The 18,452-nt window shown below is 62.9% G+C and carries 21 protein-coding genes; 14 read left to right on the forward strand and 7 right to left on the reverse strand.

Annotation, left to right across the window (positions count from 1 at the left end):
• Position 1 precedes the first annotated feature (1 nt).
• The 4 genes from NKH28_RS11190 to NKH28_RS11205 all read right to left on the reverse strand — a co-directional run bounded on the left by NKH28_RS11190 (position 2) and on the right by NKH28_RS11205 (position 4,940).
• Positions 2-571: a GNAT family N-acetyltransferase gene (locus NKH28_RS11190; protein ID WP_352978870.1), complete on the reverse strand. Its 570-nt coding sequence runs from the start codon at positions 569-571 to the stop codon at positions 2-4.
• A gap of 110 nt (positions 572-681) precedes the next feature.
• Positions 682-1,461: a Bax inhibitor-1/YccA family protein gene (locus tag NKH28_RS11195; protein WP_254817871.1), complete on the reverse strand. Its 780-nt coding sequence runs from the start codon at positions 1,459-1,461 to the stop codon at positions 682-684.
• Positions 1,462-1,680: 219 nt separating this feature from the next.
• Positions 1,681-4,230 carry an ABC transporter permease gene (locus NKH28_RS11200; RefSeq protein WP_352978946.1) on the reverse strand — a complete coding sequence of 850 codons (2,550 nt, stop codon included), beginning with the start codon at positions 4,228-4,230 and terminating at the stop codon, positions 1,681-1,683.
• Positions 4,230-4,940, reverse strand: a complete 711-nt coding sequence (locus NKH28_RS11205; RefSeq protein WP_352920405.1) for an ABC transporter ATP-binding protein — start codon at positions 4,938-4,940, stop codon at positions 4,230-4,232. Before NKH28_RS11205 ends, NKH28_RS11200 begins: the two co-directional genes overlap by 1 nt.
• Before the next feature lie 107 nt (positions 4,941-5,047).
• Between NKH28_RS11205 and NKH28_RS11210 the strand changes: the two genes are divergently transcribed.
• From NKH28_RS11210 to NKH28_RS11225, 4 genes are all read left to right on the forward strand, one after another.
• Positions 5,048-5,692 (forward strand): arylesterase, encoded by a 645-nt coding sequence (locus tag NKH28_RS11210; RefSeq protein ID WP_352450197.1) that lies wholly within the window; start codon positions 5,048-5,050, stop codon positions 5,690-5,692.
• A 137-nt stretch (positions 5,693-5,829) separates the two neighbouring features.
• The gene (gene thpR, locus NKH28_RS11215; protein ID WP_352450198.1) at positions 5,830-6,426 is read left to right on the forward strand and encodes an RNA 2',3'-cyclic phosphodiesterase; all 597 of its coding nucleotides are present in this window, start codon (positions 5,830-5,832) and stop codon (positions 6,424-6,426) included.
• 6 nt (positions 6,427-6,432) lie between these two features.
• Positions 6,433-6,729, forward strand: a complete 297-nt coding sequence (locus NKH28_RS11220; RefSeq protein WP_023679826.1) for a 4a-hydroxytetrahydrobiopterin dehydratase — start codon at positions 6,433-6,435, stop codon at positions 6,727-6,729.
• Positions 6,730-6,821: 92 nt separating this feature from the next.
• Positions 6,822-7,184 carry a YkvA family protein gene (locus NKH28_RS11225; RefSeq protein WP_031212728.1) on the forward strand — a complete coding sequence of 121 codons (363 nt, stop codon included), beginning with the start codon at positions 6,822-6,824 and terminating at the stop codon, positions 7,182-7,184.
• A gap of 40 nt (positions 7,185-7,224) precedes the next feature.
• Here NKH28_RS11225 and NKH28_RS11230 read toward each other — a convergent pair whose 3' ends face one another.
• Positions 7,225-7,833: a methyltransferase family protein gene (locus NKH28_RS11230; protein WP_352456357.1), complete on the reverse strand. Its 609-nt coding sequence runs from the start codon at positions 7,831-7,833 to the stop codon at positions 7,225-7,227.
• A gap of 360 nt (positions 7,834-8,193) precedes the next feature.
• On the opposite strand from NKH28_RS11230, the gene NKH28_RS11235 reads away from it, so the two are divergent.
• From NKH28_RS11235 to NKH28_RS11250, 4 genes are all read left to right on the forward strand, one after another.
• A complete protein-coding gene (locus NKH28_RS11235; RefSeq protein WP_023721899.1) occupies positions 8,194-8,700 on the forward strand; it encodes an invasion associated locus B family protein in 507 nt (168 codons plus the stop codon).
• Between the two features lie 144 nt (positions 8,701-8,844).
• Positions 8,845-10,077, forward strand: coding sequence for a dual-specificity RNA methyltransferase RlmN (rlmN, locus tag NKH28_RS11240; RefSeq protein ID WP_352748284.1), 1,233 nt, complete (start codon positions 8,845-8,847; stop codon positions 10,075-10,077).
• Positions 10,074-10,499, forward strand: a complete 426-nt coding sequence (locus tag NKH28_RS11245; protein WP_352470834.1) for a hypothetical protein — start codon at positions 10,074-10,076, stop codon at positions 10,497-10,499. The genes rlmN and NKH28_RS11245 overlap by 4 nt, the downstream gene beginning before the upstream one ends.
• Positions 10,496-10,975 carry a hypothetical protein gene (locus NKH28_RS11250; RefSeq protein WP_352470835.1) on the forward strand — a complete coding sequence of 160 codons (480 nt, stop codon included), beginning with the start codon at positions 10,496-10,498 and terminating at the stop codon, positions 10,973-10,975. The genes NKH28_RS11245 and NKH28_RS11250 overlap by 4 nt, the downstream gene beginning before the upstream one ends.
• Here NKH28_RS11250 and NKH28_RS11255 read toward each other — a convergent pair.
• Positions 10,947-11,588 (reverse strand): LysE family translocator, encoded by a 642-nt coding sequence (locus NKH28_RS11255; RefSeq protein WP_352470836.1) that lies wholly within the window; start codon positions 11,586-11,588, stop codon positions 10,947-10,949. The genes NKH28_RS11250 and NKH28_RS11255 overlap by 29 nt on opposite strands.
• Before the next feature lie 168 nt (positions 11,589-11,756).
• Here NKH28_RS11255 and NKH28_RS11260 point away from each other — a divergent pair, with 168 nt between their 5' ends.
• Both NKH28_RS11260 and NKH28_RS11265 read left to right on the forward strand, forming a co-directional pair.
• On the forward strand, positions 11,757-12,980 hold the full coding sequence (locus tag NKH28_RS11260; RefSeq protein WP_352685353.1) for an argininosuccinate synthase: 1,224 nt from the start codon (positions 11,757-11,759) through the stop codon (positions 12,978-12,980).
• 736 nt (positions 12,981-13,716) lie between these two features.
• Positions 13,717-13,917: a hypothetical protein gene (locus NKH28_RS11265; RefSeq protein ID WP_352470838.1), complete on the forward strand. Its 201-nt coding sequence runs from the start codon at positions 13,717-13,719 to the stop codon at positions 13,915-13,917.
• Positions 13,918-14,025: 108 nt separating this feature from the next.
• Here the strand turns inward: NKH28_RS11265 and NKH28_RS11270 are convergent, their stop codons facing one another.
• Complete coding sequence (locus NKH28_RS11270) at positions 14,026-14,826, reverse strand: lytic murein transglycosylase (protein WP_352470839.1); 801 nt, start codon at positions 14,824-14,826, stop codon at positions 14,026-14,028.
• Between the two features lie 185 nt (positions 14,827-15,011).
• On the opposite strand from NKH28_RS11270, the gene NKH28_RS11275 reads away from it, so the two are divergent.
• The 4 genes from NKH28_RS11275 to NKH28_RS11290 all read left to right on the forward strand — a co-directional run bounded on the left by NKH28_RS11275 (position 15,012) and on the right by NKH28_RS11290 (position 18,212).
• Positions 15,012-15,245: a hypothetical protein gene (locus tag NKH28_RS11275; protein ID WP_352773137.1), complete on the forward strand. Its 234-nt coding sequence runs from the start codon at positions 15,012-15,014 to the stop codon at positions 15,243-15,245.
• Positions 15,246-15,335: 90 nt separating this feature from the next.
• Positions 15,336-16,430, forward strand: coding sequence for a zinc-binding metallopeptidase family protein (locus NKH28_RS11280; RefSeq protein ID WP_352978872.1), 1,095 nt, complete (start codon positions 15,336-15,338; stop codon positions 16,428-16,430).
• A 63-nt stretch (positions 16,431-16,493) separates the two neighbouring features.
• The gene (locus NKH28_RS11285; RefSeq protein WP_352470842.1) at positions 16,494-17,096 is read left to right on the forward strand and encodes a DUF1236 domain-containing protein; all 603 of its coding nucleotides are present in this window, start codon (positions 16,494-16,496) and stop codon (positions 17,094-17,096) included.
• Between the two features lie 147 nt (positions 17,097-17,243).
• On the forward strand, positions 17,244-18,212 hold the full coding sequence (locus tag NKH28_RS11290) for a CPBP family intramembrane glutamic endopeptidase (protein WP_352450209.1): 969 nt from the start codon (positions 17,244-17,246) through the stop codon (positions 18,210-18,212).
• Positions 18,213-18,452 lie beyond the last annotated feature (240 nt).

The raw sequence follows: 18,452 nt of genomic DNA on the forward strand, positions 1-18,452 counted from the left end.
TTTATTTTTGCAGGCGGAACTTGCGCTCGGGCAGCGATTGCGGATCAGGCGGGATGGACGCCCCGCCGTTGATCGGCAGCTGCATGAAAACCGTGTCCAGCCAGCGTCCGTGCTTATAGCCTGAGCCTTCCAGGCGGCCGGAATGACGAAAGCCGAGCTTCTCGTGCAACCTTACCGAGGCGCTGTCGGGCCGGCCGTCGCCGATCACCGCGATGATCTGGCGAAAACCCGCCGCCTTGGCCGCTTCGATCAGCCCTTGCATCAAGAGCAGCCCGACGCCTTGCCCTTTGGCCTCGGGCGCGACATAGACGGAATCCTCGACGACGAAGCGGTAGGCCGGGCGCGGCCGGAACGCCCCGGCATAGGCATAGCCGAGCACGGCGCCGGCCTTTTCCGCAACGAGATAGGGAAAGCCGCCCGCCATCAGAGTGTCGAAGCGCGTGCCCATCTCGGCGCGGCTCGGCGGTTCGAGTTCGTAGCTCGCCGTGCCGTTTATCACCGCGTCGGCATAGATTTCCGTGATCTGGTCAAGGTCGGCCAATGTCGCGGCGCGTATCGTGATGCTGCGCATAATTTAGGCACGTCGTTCATCTGCCCTATATCACAGCAAAAGCCGGGACAAAAGAAAAGGGCGGCCATTGGGCCGCCCTTTCCAAACTCGCTGGTCCAGGAAAACCGTACTTAGCGACGGTCGCCCATGAACTGCAGCAGAAACATAAACAGGTTGATGAAGTCGAGATAGAGCCTCAATGCGCCCATGATCGCCTTGCGGCCGGCGACATCGGTCTCGTCGCCCTCGAAGTACATCTCCTTGATGTTCTGCGTGTCGTAGGCGGTGAGGCCAGCGAAGATCAGCACGCCGATCGCCGAAACGGCGAAGGAAAGCGCCGACGACTGCAGGAAGATGTTGATCACCATCGCGATGATCAGGCCGACCAGGCCCATGACCAGGAACGACCCGAACGCCGAGAGATCGCGCTTGGTCGTGTAGCCGTAGAGCGACAGCCCGCCAAAGGCGGCGGCGGTGGCGAAGAAGGTCTGCGAGATGCTGGCGGTGGTGTAGACCAGGAAGATCGACGACAGCGACAGGCCGACGAGGCCGGCGTAGACCCAGAATGTCGTCTGCGCGGCCGAAACGCTCATCGACTGGACGCGGAACGACAGGAACATCACCGCTGCCAGCGGGGCGAAGATCACCAGCCATTTCAGCGGCGAGCCGAAGATCGCGTAGCCGAACGAGGTCAGCATCTCGCCGCTTGGCAACGTCGCGACCGCCGAGGCGGGATCGCTGGTAGTGGCCAGCATGATTGTGCCGACCGCGGCAAGGCCGGTGATGAGGAGGCCAAGCCCCATCAGATTGTAGACCTTAATCATGTAGGCCCGCAGGCCCTGGTCGATGGCAGCATCGACGCCGGCGCCGGGCACGGCGCGCGTCTGATAATTGCGAACGGGATCAGCCATGGAAATCCTCATATTGCTTCTGCCCCGTCCGGTGTCAGGTCCTTTTGAACCCAGGCGCCGCTGGCGGGGCTCCAGCATGCCTGCGCCGAAATATGATGGTTCTTGGCGTAAAGGACAAGACCGTAACCAAGCGTAATGCTCCGTGAAGTGCCGGAGATACGGTTTTATTGGCCTTCCCGCCCGGAACATTACCGAGATTTAATCGAAACCGGCTCTGGCTCAAAGATTCCGCAGCACCGGCGCCGCCTTGTGGCCCAGCACCCGCCACGTGCCGGCAAGGCCGATGCCGACCGTGACCACCAGCGAAAAGCCGATGGTCGCCACCGCCACCTCGGGCATGAAGTGCGATGGCAGCGTCATGATGCGCGCGACGACGAACCATGCCGCCACAGCGCCCGCCGCCAGCGCGAAGATCGCGGTAGCAAGGCCGATCAGCATGTATTCCAGCGAAAACGCGGCGATCAGCGTTTTTCTGGTCGCACCCAGGGTCTTCAGCACCACCGCGTCGTGAATGCGAGCCCGGTTGCCGGCGGCGAGCGCCCCGGCCAGCACCAGCACCGAGGCGATCAACGCCACGCCCGCTGCTGCCCTGATTGCTGTGCCGAGCTGCGCCACCAGCCGGTTGATGATTTCGAGCGCGTCCTTGACCCTGACCGTCGTCACCGCGGGAAAGGCACGCGTGACGGCGTTGAGAAGATGCGCATCGTCGGCTGCCGACGCATTCGTCTCGGTCAGCGTCGCCAACCAGCCATGCGGCGCACCGGCGAATGTGTTGGGCGAGAACACCATGACGAAATTGATGCCCATGGTTTCCCATTCGACCTGGCGGAAATTGGCGATCTTGGCCGTGATGTTGCGGCCGAGCACGTTGACGGTGATGGTGTCGCCGAGCTTCAGCCCGATCTCTTTGCCTTCCTCGGCGGAAAACGAGACCAGCGGCTCGCCGGCATAGTTCTCCGGCCACCAGCTGCCCTCGGTCAGCGTCGCATTCTCCGGCAGCTTTGCGTCATAGGTCAGGCCGCGATCGCCGCGCAGTACCCAGGCGCCTTCGGCCGGAACCTTGACCTTGTCGACATCGACGCCGTTGAGCGCCATCACCCGGCCGCGCAGCATCGGCACCTTGATCAGCCTGCCTTGCGGTGCCTCTTTGCCGACCAGCGCGGAGAAGGCATCGACGTCACTGCTCTGGATATCGACGAAGAAGAAGTTCGGTGCCCTTTCCGGCAGGCTGCCCGAGATCTGCCGCCTGAGATTGCCGTCGATCAGCGCCAGCGTCACCAGCAGCGTCAGCCCGAGTCCCAACGACAGCACCACGGACGGCGTCAAGGCGCCAGGCCGATGGATGTTGCCGATGGCGAGCCTGAGCGCGGTCGAGCGCACGCGCGGGCTTTTCTTCGCCGCCCACTGCACCAGCGAGCCGACCACACGCAGCACCAGGAACGAAAAGATCGTGGCGCCAACGAAGATCGAGGCAATACGGCGGTCGCCGGAAAACAGGATCGCCAGTACCGCGAGCAGCAGCGCGATGCCCAATGCCGCGGCGATATAGAGCGGGCGGGGAAAACCGCGGCCCTCGAAACCCATTTCGCGAAACAGCGCCGTTGCCGGCACGTCCCGGGCGCGGCCGAGCGGCAGCAAGGCGAAAGCCAGCGTCACCAGCAGCCCGAACAGCGCTGCCATGCCGAGGGCGCCGGGATAGAACCCACCTTCCGCCGGCACTGGAATGACCGATTGGAGTGCGGCGCTGGCCGCGAACGGCATCAGCGCGCCAAGCACAAGGCCTAGCGTGATGCCGAGGGCGGCGATCATCAGGATCTGCACCAGATAGACGGCAAAGACGAAGCCGCCCGAAGCCCCCAGGCTCTTGAAGGTGGCGATGACGCCGCGCTTGCCGTCGAGATAGGCACGCACCGCATTGGCCACGCCGACGCCGCCGACCACCAGCGCCGTCAACCCAACCAGAGTCAGGAATTGCGAAAACCGTTCGATATTCGAGGACAGCGCCGGTGCTGCGTTGCTGCGGGTGCGGATCGACCAGCCGGCCTGCGGGAACTGGTTTGCCGCCTGCTCCTGGATCGCCTTGATCAGTGCCTCAGTGGTGCCGCCGGGCAGGCGGACCTTATAGGCGTTCTCGACCAGGCTGCCCGGCTGGATCAGGCCGGAAGCGGCAAGCCCGTCGGTCGACACCATCAGCCGCGGCGCAAAACCGAAGCCATCCGACACTGCATCCGGCTCGTTGACCAGCCTGGCACGCAGCTCGAACGTCGCGCTGCCGAGCTTCAGCCGGTCACCGATGCCAAGGTTCAGCCGCTCGAACAAGAGGTCCGGCGCGGCGGCGCCGAAGACCCCGGATTTTTCGCCGAACAGATCTTCTCGCGACAGCACCGGCTCGGTCTCCAGCGCGCCGTAGAGCGGATAGGCGCCGTCGACCGCCTTGGCCTCGACCAGCGCCTGGTCGGAGCCGTCCTCGAGCCTCGCCATCGAGCGCATATTGGCACTGTGCGAAACCGTGCCAAGCTGGTCGAGGAAGCTGCGTTCCGATCTAGTCGGATCGCGCTGGTTGAGCTGGAAGCGGAGATCGCCGCCGAGCAGCGTCTGGCCCTGGTCGGCAACACCGGCGGAAATCGCTTGCGCCACCGAATTGACGCCGCCGATCGCAGCGACGCCGAGCGCGATGCAGGCAAGGAAGATCAGGAAGCCGGACAGCCCGCCACGCATTTCTCGCAGCGAAAACCGAAAGGCGAGCCTCAGCGTGCGCGCCAGCGGCATCATGCGGTCACCCTGCCAGCCCTGGTGGCCGGCTTAGGCGCGTCTTCGATCAGCCCCGACCGCATCGACACCTGGCGCGAGCAGCGCGCCGCGAGTACCGGGTCATGCGTGACCAGCACCAGCGTCATGCCGCGTTCGGCCGCCTTGGCAAACAGCAGGTCGGCGACGTGCCGCCCCGTTGCCTGGTCGAGATTGCCGGTCGGCTCGTCGGCGATCAGGATGCGCGGCGACGGCGCCAGCGCCCGGGCGATCGCCACGCGCTGCTGCTCGCCGCCAGACAATTCGCCGGGGTAATGGGTGACGCGATCGCTCAAGCCCACCGCCGCCAGCTCGCGTGCCGCCACGCCGAATGGATCGACATGGCCGGCAAGCTCCAGCGGGACGGCAACGTTTTCCAGCGCCGTCATATTGGGGATGAGATGGAACGACTGGAACACGATGCCGATGTTTCGTCCCCGAAACGATGCGATCTGATCTTCGCTTTTGCCGTTGAGCAGCTCGCCGGCAATTCGGACCGTCCCCGAATCGACCCTTTCAAGCCCGGCCAAAACCATCAGCAATGTCGACTTTCCCGAACCTGAAGGTCCAACGATGCCTGTCGCTTCGCCGCCCGCCACATCGAGGCTGACGCCCTTCAGCACATGGACCGAGGATGCACCTTCGCCGAGCGTCAGCGATACGTCTTTCAGCGAAATGACGGCTTCTTCCAAAATCAAATCGTCCTATATGGGGGATGAAGGCTAGAGCATCCGATGCTCGACAAAGACGAAAACCTGCCTTCGCCAACAGATGTTCCTGGTCATATGGGGCCTGCCGCATGGCTTTCAAACACACCTTTGCCGCAGCCTTCGCCCTTTTCCTCGCCATTTGCGGCGCCATTTCGTCGGCGCGCGCCGAACCGTTCACCATTGTCGGTTTCGGCGACAGCTTGATGGCGGGTTATGGCCTCGGGCCAGGTCAGGGCTTCACCGAGAAGTTGCAGGCGGCGCTGCGCGCCAAGGGCTACGATGTCACGGTCGCCAATGCCGGCGTCTCCGGCGATACGACGAGCGGCGGCCTGTCGCGGCTCGACTGGTCGGTGCCGGACGGCACGCAGCTGGTCATCCTGGAGCTCGGCGCCAATGACATGCTGCGCGGCGTTTCGCCCGCCATAGCGGAAAAGAACCTGGACGCCATGCTGGCAAAGCTGAAGCAGCGCAAGATCGCCGTTTTGCTGGCCGGAATGCGCGCGGCGCCCAATCTCGGCGCCGACTACCAGAACGCCTTTGACGCGACCTTTCCGAGACTGGCTGAAAAATATGGCGTGCCGCTCTATCCTTTCTTTCTCGAGGGCATCGCCGGTCAATCCGTCCTGCAACTCGAGGACGGCCTTCATCCAAACGCCCGAGGCGTCGACCGCATCGTCGAGGGTATCCTGCCCAGTGTGGAGAAGACCATTGAAGCGGTCCGGGGCAATTCCTGAAGGCGAGGGTTCGCCGTCGCAACACCTTCCGCAGGGGAAGCTTTTAGGCAGGCCTGCGACCAACAAACCCCTTGCCCCGTTTGAATATCGATGATTCGCTAGGGGCAAGAGTTCGATTCGAGGACAGGAGGCTTCCCATGCCGCGTCTTTTTACCGCCCTCGAGATACCGCGTGATGCCGCTCTTTCACTGTCCCTGCTCAGGGGCGGCCTGCCCGGAGCCCGCTGGATCGATGTCGAAAACTATCATCTGACGCTGCGCTTCATCGGCGATGTCGAGGGCCATGTCGCCGACGACATCGCCAATGCGCTTGACCGTGTTCACCGCCCGTCCTTCCCGCTGACGCTGTCCGGCGTCGGCGCCTTCGGCCAGAAGAAGCCGCATGCGGTGTGGGCCGGGGTCGCCGCTTCGCCCGATCTTTCCGCATTGCAGGCCGAGATCGAGCGCATCTGCCAGCGGCTCGGCATCCCGGCCGACCCGCGCAAGTTCATGCCGCATGTGACGCTGGCCCGCCTGCGCAATTCGAGCCCGCTCGACGTCGCCCAGTACCTGTCGGCACGCGGCAATTTTTCGACGCTGCCGTTCCGGGTCGGCCGCTTCGTGCTGATGTCGTCGCGCGATTCGGTTGGCGGCGGGCCTTACGTCGTCGAGGAGGCCTGGCCGCTTTCAGGTGCCGACAACCGCGTCGCCAGCCGTTTGGTCGGCGCCGCCGACGCTTCGCGGATCATGCGGTAGACGGACATGGCCAGGGAGAAACTAGCAAAAGAGGCGATCCGCGCCGAACTTGCCGGCCTCGACGGCTGGTCGCTGGCCAAGGATGGTGGCTCGATCACCCGCAGCTTCACCTTCAAGAATTTCTCCGAAGCCTTTGCCTTCATGACCCGCGTTGCCCTGGCCGCGGAGAAGATGGACCACCATCCCGACTGGTCGAACGTCTACAAGACGGTAAACGTGACCCTCAACACGCACGACGCCGGCGGCCTGACCGCGCTGGATTTCGATCTGGCCAGGAAAATGAACCGCTATTTCGGCGGCTGAGCCTATCTGCACCTTGCAGCGAGGTTCGGCTTTCACCACATTTTGCGTCGCGGTCACGCGTGAAGTCACGCGACGGCCGCAAGGAGAGGTTGATGGCGCAAAAATCCGGTTTTGATTTCTTCGGCCTCGGCAGCAAGCCGGGCAACGAGAGCGAAGTGCGCGAAAAGTTCTGGCGTACGGCGAAGAAGGCCGCCCGGCAGATCCCGTTCATGGAAGAGGTGGTCGCCGCCTATTACTGTGCCATGGACAAGAAGACGCCGCTGCGCGCCAAGGGCACCTTGCTGGCTGCGCTCGGCTATTTCGTGCTGCCGACGGACGTCATCCCCGATTTCATCCTTGGGCTAGGCTTCACCGACGACATCGCCGTGCTGACCGCCGCGATTACCGCCGTCAGCGCCCACATCACGCCGGCGCACCGGCTCGCCGCCAGGCAGGCCATCGCCGACAAGAGCTGAGCCGGTACGGCGCAAAAAATCGCGCGAGACTTTCCGGCCGTCAAACCCACCGCCGCACCCGCGCCTTGTAGGCGCGATAGGCATCTCCGAACTTCCGCTCGAGATAGCGCTCTTCCGGCGCGATAACGCCGGTATTGATCACCCACAGCAGGGGGATGACGAGCGCGATAGCCCAAAGACTTCCGGCCGCGACGCCGAGGCCCAGATAGACGAGGGTCGTTCCCAGATAGAACGGATTCCTGGTGCGCCGATAGATACCGTCGACGACCAGCGCCGTCGTCGGCAAGGTCGGTGGTATGTTGGTGCCAGCGGCCTGAAAGCGGCCCGCCGCCATAAAGATGAACACGAAGCCGCACACCGCGAGCACAGCGCCGGTCAGATAGCGGGCGAGCGCCTGCCCGGCCATGACCGGGAGCGGCACGAGCACCTCGAGCACGGTTGCCGCCACCAGGAAGCCAAGGAAGATCAAAGGCGGCAGCGCAATGACCCCGGCCACGTCGGGCGCGCCCGATCCGCCCGCCGTCTCCCCGGCATCCGACCGGCGCACCGCGCCACCGGCCGTCCGCCGCATGGCGACACGAATGCCGAACACAATCGCCAGGACGGCTGTGCCGCCCGCGAGGATCAGGACTGTCTCGGAAACGGCCATGGCCAAATCTCCCGTAAGCCGCCAGGGAGGGCACCCTGGCCGAGCGCCGTAGCGGCGAACGCAGACATGGTACCGCCTGCAGGGAAATTCGTCACGCACCTCAAAAAGCGAGAATCGCGGCAAGACCTAGCTGCTTGAAAAGTCAAACTCTTGCCGTTTTCGTGGCCTCCAAGTCGCGGCAGGGACATTGCGCCAGCCGCTTTTTCGAGCGGCAGCGCGAAGACGGCGGCGGTTTCCTGGCGTGAACATCCTTTTCTCAGGGGAATTTCACCGTTTGGTAACCCAGATTAAATCAAAATGAAGCGACGGGCAGGACGCCGAGCCGGCCTGCCGCCGCACCAGTGGAATACGGGAAAAGCGATGCGCGGATTGATTGCTATAGTTTCCAGCCTGGCCCTGGTGGCCTTGACGGCGCCTGCGCTGGCGCAGTCGGCAACCAAGATCGGCCAGCATAATGCCTGGGGCACCTACAGTTATCAGGCGTCGGGCGGCGGCAAGGTCTGCTATGTCCTGACGGTGCCAACCGACAAGCAGCCGCCGACGCTCGATCACGGCGACATGTTCTTCTTCGTCAGCCAGCGGCCTGGGCAGCAAGTGTCCTACGAGCCGCAATTCATCGCCGGCTATACCTTCCAGGAAGGTTCCAAGGCCACCGTCACCATCGACAAGAAGTCTTTTTCGATGTTCACGCGCGGCAAGTCGGCCTGGGTCGAGAACGCCGCCGAGGAGCCGGTGCTGATAGCCGCGATGAAGACCGGCACCGACATGAAGGTGTCGGCCAAGTCCGGCCGCGGCAACACCACCACCTACGTCTTCTCGCTGAAGGGCATCTCGGCGGCGCTGGCCTCGATCGCCAAGTGCAAGTAGGCGGTTAGGCGCGGTCTTCCCTTCTCCCACAAGGGGAGAAGGAAGAACCCCGGCATGACTCCGCCGCTAACCTGTGCTATGCGCCGCGCTTGATTTCGGGCACGATGCTGTATTCGGCCGCAAATCGCTTATATTGGCGCAACAATGACCCTTACATTCGATCTTACCGCCGAAGGCGCGCGTGACGCGTTGCGCACCCACACGACGCCTGAAAAGCCGTCGCTGATCGGCTTGACGCGCGCCGAACTCGGGGCCGCCCTCGTCGCCGCCGGCATCGTGCCGGAGCGCCAGGCGAAAATGCGCGCCCAACAGCTCTGGCATTGGATCTATGTGCGCGGCGTTTCCGACTTTGCCGGCATGTTCAATATCTCCAAGGATCTGCGCGCCGCCCTCGACACGCATTTCACCGTTGCCAGGCCCGAGATCGTCGAGGAGCAGATTTCCTCCGACGGAACGCGCAAATGGCTGTTCCGCTTTCCGCCGCGCGGCGCTGGCCGGCCGGTCGAGATCGAGACCGTCTACATTCCCGAAGAAGGCCGCGGCACGCTGTGCATCTCTTCGCAGGTCGGCTGCACGCTGACCTGCTCCTTCTGCCACACCGGCACGCAGAAGCTGGTGCGCAACCTGACGGCGGAGGAAATCCTCGCCCAGCTCTTGACCGCCCGCGACCGGCTCGGCGACTTCCCCGACCGCGATACGCCCGACGGCGCCATCGTGCCGGCCGAGGGCAGGAGAGTGTCCAACGTCGTCATGATGGGCATGGGCGAGCCGCTCTACAATTTCGAGGCGGTGAAAAAGGCGCTGCTGATCGCATCCGACGGCGACGGGCTTTCCCTGTCGAAGAGGCGCATCACGCTGTCGACCTCCGGCGTCGTGCCCGAAATCTTCCGCACCGGCGAGGAGATCGGCGTCATGCTGGCGATCTCGCTGCACGCCACCAATGACGATTTGCGCGATCTCTTGGTGCCCATCAACAAGAAGTATCCGCTGAAGGATCTGATCGCTGCCTGCCGCGCCTATCCAGGCCTGTCGAACGCCAAGCGGATCACCTTCGAATATGTCATGCTGAAGGACGTCAACGATTCCATCGACGACGCCAAGGCGCTGATCAAGCTGCTCAAGGGCATTCCGGCCAAGATCAATCTGATCCCGTTCAACCCGTGGCCGGGCACCAACTACCAGTGCTCGGACTGGGAAACGATCGAGAAATTCGCCGATTACATCAACAATGCCGGCTATGCCTCGCCGATCCGCACGCCGCGCGGCCGCGACATCCTGGCCGCCTGCGGCCAGCTCAAGTCGGACTCCGAGCGCATGCGCAAGGTCGACCGGCTGGCGCTGGAAGCGATGATGATCGCGGGGCATGGCGAGGCGTGAAATACCTCAGGCGATTGGCAGTGACTTTGCTCTGCTACGCCCTGGCTGCCTTCACCATGTCTCTGGTCTTTTTCCTGCTCGATGCACTGATGTGGTGGCGTGTTCCCGCTTTCCTGTCCACTCGAGATAGTTGGTCGCTGTTGCTGCTTGGAGCGATGATCGCAGGCATCTTTGGCGCACCGCTGGCAATCCCGATGGTCATTGCTTCCCAAGTTCTCGAGGCGAGACGCTGGATTCTTTTTGTCGTCGGGGGAGCTTTCGTTGGGACGTGCGTATTTGCGGTCTGGAAACTGCATCCGTCGGCACAGAGGCCACCGGACGTTGACGTGTTGGTGGCCCTAATCATTGCGGGAAGCTTGGCAGGAGCCGTCTATCGCCTGGTCGAGAGCCGGTTCCTGCAAATGCCCGGACAATTCGCGTGAACCGCCTCGTCGCCTATCTGATCCGCTTCGCCGTCATCCTTGTCGGCTACGGCGTTGCTTCGCTGGCGGCAAGCGCCTTCCTTAACGTCATGTTCCTGGCGTCTCTTGGGCTGATAACGGACGAGACGCAACCGGCGGCGCAGGCGGCGCTGTGGTTTTCAATCCCCTTCGTCGCGCTGTTCGTCGCCTATTTCGCCTTCATGCCGGCCGCCATCGCCATCCTCGTCTCCGAGATCCTTGGCCGGCGTGACTGGCTGTTCTATGCGCTGGCGGGCGCAGCGGTGGCGGCGGTCTTCCTTGGCTTCGTCCACCAGACGGCCGATGCCAATTTCGAGGTTACCAATACCAGCGTCATGCTGGCGGTGATCGGCTGCGGCATGGTCGGCGGTATTTTCTACTGGCTGAGCGCCGGGCGCTCGGCCGGAAGCTGGCGTCAGATCGGACGCCCTATTTCGCCTGGGCCGTCAGGATCTTGAGCGCGAAGGCCGAAAAAACTCCGGCAAACAGATAGTCGACGACGCGGGTCACACGCGGGCTGGATTTCATCACGGCCGAGAATTTTTCCGCCGCCAGCACCATCGGCGCCGTTACCGGGATCGCCAGCACGACGAACATCGCGCCGAGGAAGAACAGCTTTCCCGGCGCGTCGGGATCATGCGCGGAGACGAATTGCGGCAGGAAGGTCATGAAGAACAGGATGATCTTCGGGTTGAGCAGATTGACCCCGAGCCCCGCCGCCCAGCTGCGGAACAGCGAGATCTGCGGCCCGCTCTTCTTCTCCGGTGAAAACGCCGACCCTTTTGTGATCGCCTGCCATGCCAGGAAGACCAGATAGCCGGCGCCAAAAATCTTCAGCACGAAGAACGCCATCGGCGAGGCGACGATCAGCGCCGAGACGCCGACCACCACCAGCGTGGTGTGAATCAGCGTGCCGCACAAGGCGCCGGCCATGGAGGCAAAGCCGGTGGCACGGCCCTGGCTCAGCGTGCGCGAGACGAACAGCGTCATGTCAGGCCCGGGCGTGATCGCCAGGATGAAGGTGGCGATGGAGAACTGGATAAGCGTCGTACTGTCGGGGATGAAGGACATGGCTCGTCTCGTAGCGGCAAAAGACGGCGCAGCCATAGCGCAAGAGCCGTGTGCTCGCCAGCCTCTTGGAGATGAAGCATCTGGTCCAGGCATCGTTCGTCCCTTGCGCTGGCCTAAAACGCCGTGATACCTCGCCCGCGAAGAACCCCTGTCGCGGAACTGCCCACCATGTCGAAAGCAAAAGCCGTCAAGAAAGTCGTGCTCGCCTATTCCGGCGGCCTTGACACCTCGATCATCCTGAAATGGCTGCAGACCGAACTCGGCGCCGAGGTCGTCACCTTCACCGCCGATCTCGGCCAGGGTGGCGAACTGGAGCCGGCCAGGCGCAAGGCCGAGATGATGGGCATCAAGGACATCCGCATCGTCGATGTCCGCGAGGAGTTCGTATCCGATTTCGTCTTTCCGATGTTCCGCGCCAACGCCGTCTATGAAGGCACCTATCTGCTCGGCACCTCGATCGCCCGGCCGCTGATTTCGAAACATCTTGTCGAAATCGCAAAAGAGACTGGCGCCGATGCCATCGCCCATGGCGCCACCGGCAAGGGCAACGATCAGGTGCGTTTCGAGCTTTCCGCCTATGCGCTGAACCCCGACATCAAGGTCATCGCGCCGTGGCGCGACTGGTCGTTCAAGTCGCGCACCGATCTCATCAACTTCGCCGAGCAGCACCAGATCCCGGTGCCGAAGGACAAGAAGGGCGACGCGCCGTTTTCCGTCGACGCCAACCTTCTGCACTCCTCCTCCGAGGGCAAGGTGCTGGAGGACCCGTGGACGGAACCGCCGGAATTCGTCCACCAGCGCACCATCTCGCCGATGGACGCGCCGGACAAGGTCACCGAGATCGAGATCGAATTCCTCAAGGGCGATCCGATCGCGCTCAACGGCAAGAAGCTGTCGCCGGCGACGATGCTGGCGGCGCTGAACGATCTCGGCCGTGACAATGGCATCGGCCGGCTCGACCTGGTCGAGAACCGTTTCGTCGGCATGAAATCGCGCGGTGTCTACGAGACCCCCGGCGGCACCATCCTGATCGCCGCCCACCGGGCGATCGAATCGATCACGCTCGACCGCGGTGCCGCCCATCTCAAGGACGAGTTCATGCCGCGCTATGCCGAGCTCATCTACAATGGCTTCTGGTTCGCGCCCGAGCGGCTGATGTTGCAGGCGATGATCGACAAGAGCCAGGAAGACGTCGAAGGCACCGTGCGGCTGAAGCTCTACAAGGGCAACGTCATGGTCAGCGGCCGCAAGTCGAGGAAGACGCTCTATTCCGACGCGCTGGTCACCTTCGAGGACGACCGCGGCGCCTACGACCAGAAGGATGCAGAAGGTTTCATCCGCCTCAACGCGCTGAGGCTGCGGACACTGGCGGCGCGCAATCGCAAGGGTTGATATTCCCAACAGGCCCAATGCTTAGATGAGTTAGGAACCCGGTGAGGACACCGGGTTTTATTTGGCGTCTCTAATATAATAGAAGCCGCGATTTCAGATCGTTTCCTGTTTGACCTTTCCGTGATTTGATCTTACTTCTCGTGCGGGTCGGAGGGCTTTGACAGTGAAAAACAGACTTTTTCTTCTGCTTGCGGCGGTGGCCGTCTTTACCGCGGGTCAGTCCACGCAAGTCCCGGCGGGGCAAACATCCAAGGTCCATACTTGCAAAAGTTTTGACGGCCCCTTCCAGATTCCCGCTTCCCAGAAATGCCCGTTGAGCGGCTACGCGCAGGGTCCCAGAGTCCCGACGGTCATCGGGGACAAGCCAAAAGCGGCTACCCCGGCGCCGCGGAATTCCAAATTCCGTACCTGCAAAAGTTTTGACGGCCCCTTCCAGATTCCCATTTCCCAGAAATGCCCGTTGAGCGGCTACGTGCATTATTGAGCGTGATGTGCCCAGGCGCTTGGCCACGCTTGGAGCTGGTTTCCTGCCCACGTTGGCTGTCCTGGCGAACTTGGCCGTCGCCAAAGCCAACGATGCCCCCCCTCCCTTGACCTTCCCGCGCTGGTCGAGTGCAGGGCTGACGTTCCGACCTATAGTGGTTTTGCCCTTTGGCTGAGCGACCGCCCCGATACGCCCGCAAAGCTCGGCTGGAACGACGTTTCTTCCGGCAATCCTTTCCTCAAGCAATATGAATTGCCGGCCCCGCTTCGCGTATTCGGGCGCGAAACGGCGTCCGTCGTCTTTGCCGCGACCGGGCCGATGCCGGTTCTCGACGGCGTTTCCGCACCGGACCTTGCCCGCGAACTCGGCATCGCACCCGAACTCGCGCCACCGGACAAATTCCTTGGTGAGAACGTGCTCGCCGGCTGCTCCTACGCGCTCAACGTGAAATAGAAAGCCCGAGGCTTGGCAGGGCTTTCTGTCGAATAGAGCAATTCCAGGAAAAGTGTGAAACGGTTTTCCGTCCGGAATTGCGTTAAAACAAAGCTCTAGAGGGCCCTGTCAGTCGGCATCGATCGCCGTGGCCATGCGGGCGATGGCCTGTTGATAGACGCTCGCGGAATTCCAGCCAGCGATTGCGCCCATATTCGCCTGCGCGCTCGCGCCGGCCCGCCAACCATGACTCTTGAGGAAGTTGGCGGTGGAAGCCAACGCAGTGCTCTTGTCGCGCAGATTTTTGTTTCCGACACCATACGTCAAAACATTTCCGGGCAGGAACTGCGTGTGGCCAATCTCGCCGTGCGCGGCACCGACCGACGAGGCGCTCAACGCTCCGCGATCAACCAGCTTCAGGGCCGCAATGGCATGCGGGTAGAAGAACTCCGGACGGCGACAGTCATAGGCCAGCGTTAAAATGGCGGAGACCGTATTCTGGTTGCCCATGGCGGAACCGAAGCCGGTCTCCATGCCCCAGATGGCGAGCAACACGCCCGGCGACACGCCGTAATTCCGTTCGATCTTGTCGAACAGCGCAGCATTGGCCTTCTTCAGCGCACGGCCCCTGGCAATGATCGCGGACGCGCCACGGCGCTTCATGAAAGCTTCCACCGAGCCGCTGAAAGCCTTATGGATGGCGCGGTCGACGGAGATCGTCTTTGTCGCGTAGGTTGCGCGAGCCAGAGCGGCCAGACCCTTCGAGCCGACACCGTCGGCCTTCGCCTCCGCGGCGAACTCCGGTTTCCATGCCTCGAAGCCGGCGCCGCTCTTGCCACAGCTGGCCGCCGCCTGCGCGCCCGTCGCCAGCGCAAGCACCGCCACCACCGTGGCCACTACAAACATCTTCCCCTTGGCAAGAAATGCCATGCTGCTCTCCTGGTTGCCTGAATCACGTTCCCAATTGCGAACTTGCCTGCGAAACACCTGCTTGTCACTGCCCTGGCGCCACGCCGATGCACTCAATACAGCAGGAACCTCAAATCCACCACACTGGCGGACGCCCGGGAATTTGCCTACGATCAAGTAATTATTGTGGCGGGGACAGAATAAGCATGGAAGACGTTGATGTCGTGATCATCGGCGGGGCGCTGAGCGGTTTGTGTGCTATGCGGCGGCGGCGGCCCGGCCGCTCGCAAGCGCGCGCCACGCTGATGCAGCCCGTGGCGGAAAAGATCTTCTTCGCCGGCGAGCATTTGGCCGGTCCGCTGATGCAGACCTGCGGCGGCGCCAGATTGTCGGGCGAGGCAGTGGCCAAGGAGGTCGTCGCCCAGCTTGCGGCAAAATAGCATCGGCCGGCAGGAACGTCGGCAGCTGACAGGCGTTTGGCGTTCTCCTGCTCGTATCGTCCTCCGCATTTCGAATGATTTGAGACGCCAATGAAGCTTTTCGACTGCCCGCAGTGCGGCCACCGTCTCTATTTCGAGAACGCGCAATGCCTGAACTGCGCCAGCCTCGTGCTCTACGATCCCGAGCATGCGCACTTCGCGCTGTCCGGCGCCGACGTCTTCCATTGCACCAATGCCGACGAATGCGCCTGCAACTGGATGGCGGAGCCCGGCCATGCCTTCTGCCGCGCCTGTGCGCTGAACCAGCTGATCCCGGATCTGTCGGTCGACGGCAACCGCCGCCGCTGGATCCGTGTCGAGGCGGCAAAGAAGCGTGCCGTCTATTCGCTGCTCGCCTTCGGCCTGCCGGTCGCACCCAAGCAGGACGTTGGCGACGAGATCGGTCTCGCTTTCGATTTTCTTGCCGATCCGATCGGCGGCGGTCCGGGCGGCGAGCGTATCCTGACCGGTCATGACAACGGCCGGATCACGCTCAACGTCGCCGAGGCGGATTCGGCAGAGCGCGAACGGCGGCGCGTCGAGATGGGCGAGAACTACCGCACGCTGCTCGGCCATTTCCGCCATGAGCTCGGCCATTATTACTGGGACCGCCTGATCCGCGACGATTCGCAAAAGCTTGCCGGTTTTCGCGCTTTGTTCGGCGACGAGCGCGCCGGCTACGAACAGGCGCTGAAGACCTATTATGCCGATGGCGCGCCGCCCGACTGGCAGCAGCGCCATATCTCGACCTATGCGACGTCGCACCCATGGGAGGACTGGGCCGAGACGTGGGCGCATCACATGCACATCACGGACACGCTGGAGATGGTGCATGCCCTGAATTTCCCGCTCGGCCGGCTGGAAACCGTTGAAGCCAACGAGCTGCCGCGCGCCGATACCGGCGGCAAGTTGCAGCCGGCACCATCGGAACCCGCCGCCAGCCCAGAGCCCTTCGAAAGGATTCTCGACCGCTGGCTGGTGCTGTCGGAGGCGTCCAACTCGATCAACCGCTGCATGGGCCTGCCCGATCTCTATCCCTTCGTCATCTCGGACGTGGCGGCGCAAAAACTTGCTTTTGTTCACGAGCTTTTGACCGACCTGCCGAAAACGACTGGAACAAATCGTGAGCCGGCCGAAGCCTTTTAGCCGGAACGCATGCGGCTTTGCTTCGTTTTCCGTGCCAAGGGACTGTGAAACGGAGAGAAGACCATGAAACGCATATTGTTTCCGGCGGTGGCCGGAGCGCTCATGGCGATGTCGGGCTCTGCCTTGGCCGACACCGCCGTCTCGGCCATCACTGATCTCAATGTACGCGCCGGCCCCGGCCCGCAATATCCGGTGATCGGCGTGCTTGCGGCCGGCCAGTCGGCGACGCTCGACGGCTGCATCGCCAACAGCAAATGGTGCACCATCGCCGAGGCCAACGGCCAGGGCTGGGTCTATTCCGACTATGTGACGGCCGATTTCGGCGGCAGCCGTGTGGTCCTGACACAGCGTCCGGCCAGCGCCGACATTGCCGTCGTGACGCCGCCCGCCGATAGCGTCGAGTATTCCGACAGCTATACCGGAGCAATCGTCGCCGGCGAGGCGATCGAGCCTATCCGGAGACCGCCGGCCGAGATCCGTACCTATGTACGTACGCATCGGCTCGATCCGGTCTATCTCGAGGGTGAGGTGGTGACGGGCGCGACGTTGCCTGACACCGTCGAGCTGCGCGAGATTCCGGACTATGATTACCGCTACGTCTATGTGAACGGCCAGCCGGCACTGGTCGATCCGGGCAGCCGGCGTATCGTGTACGTCGTGCGCTGACGATACAAACAGGGCGGTCGCCCTGTAATGGCGGCCGCTCGCACTCCCGACATTGCCACAAGCCGGTATTGCCGCTGCAATACCGGTTTCCACATTGGGGCCGATGTTCTAGACCTTGCGAGCCGAAGCACCAGCCAGCGAGCCAGCGTGACGATCGACCCAACCGCCTTCCAACAGTACCGGCACACCGCCAACAACAAGACCACTTTGCCGCGGCTTCTGCTTGGAGCGGTGGTCGTCATCCTGTTCTGGCTCGGAACCACTGCCGCCGTGCTGTTCGGCGGCACCTATGCCTTTGCCGTTTGGCAGGCATCGTCTGGCACCGCCCCGCCAGGTGGGGGAGCGGTGCAGGATTTCATGGCCTCTCCTGCGGGCATCCTCGCGGCGCTGGCTTCATTTGCCGGAATCTGGCTCGGCCTTTGGGCTGCCATGCGCTGGATCCATCGCGAGAAGCTGACAGCCCTGATTGGCGTCAGCCGGCGCATTTCTTGGTCGGGGTTCCTGAAAGGACTGACCGCGGTGCTGATCACCTCGCTGCTTTCCGAGATCCTGCTTTATGGTTTGCAGCCCGACATCGCGCGCGGCGCGATCGGCCTGTCCGCGTGGCTTTCGTTCCTGATCCCGATCGCCGCCCTGACCTTTCTGCAGACCTCGTCGGAGGAGATGCTGTTTCGCGGTTATCTGCTCAGGGGCCTGGCGAGCCGGTTCCGGAACCCTTTCATCTGGGCGCTGCTGCCGGGATTGCTGTTCACCTCCCTGCACTGGAGCCCAGGTTCGAGCGCTGCCATCAATGCCTGCGTGCTGGCCTCGATCGCCGCCTTTGCGCTGCTGCTGACGCTTCTGGTCTATGCAACCGGCAATCTCGGTGCCGGCTTTGGCGCCCATCTCGGCAACAATCTGACCGGCTTCCTGCTGATTTCGCACCAGCAAAGCTATAATTCCTTCGCCCTGTTCAACGCCAAGCCGCTCGAAGCCGCGGGCTGGACGACTTCAGACGCCGTCCTCATCGCTTCGATCGGCATCGTCAGCAGCCTGTTGACCGTTCTGCTGCTTTTACATCCGCGCTCACCGCTGAAGGTCGAGCCGGATATGGCGCGCGCCGGCAGCGTGCGCTGATGTGCATTGCCTGGTCGTCCTGAGCTATTTGACGCAAAGCTTGACCAAAGCTTGACTCTGCGGCCGATTTCCTGTCTACACGCCGCGAATTCCGCGACGAGTATTCCTCCGAGCAAACCGACCGGGACGCCGAAACCTCCTTGAGGTGAAGTGCTGTAAATCGATCCCGGAGGCCAACACCCGGCAGCGCTGTGCGCCCCCGGGTGCTTTTTGGCTTTGGGCTTTGCCCGGACCGGCTTT

The sequence above is a fragment of the Mesorhizobium sp. M1227 genome, assembly GCF_040318315.1.
Classification (GTDB): Bacteria; Pseudomonadota; Alphaproteobacteria; order Rhizobiales; family Rhizobiaceae; genus Mesorhizobium.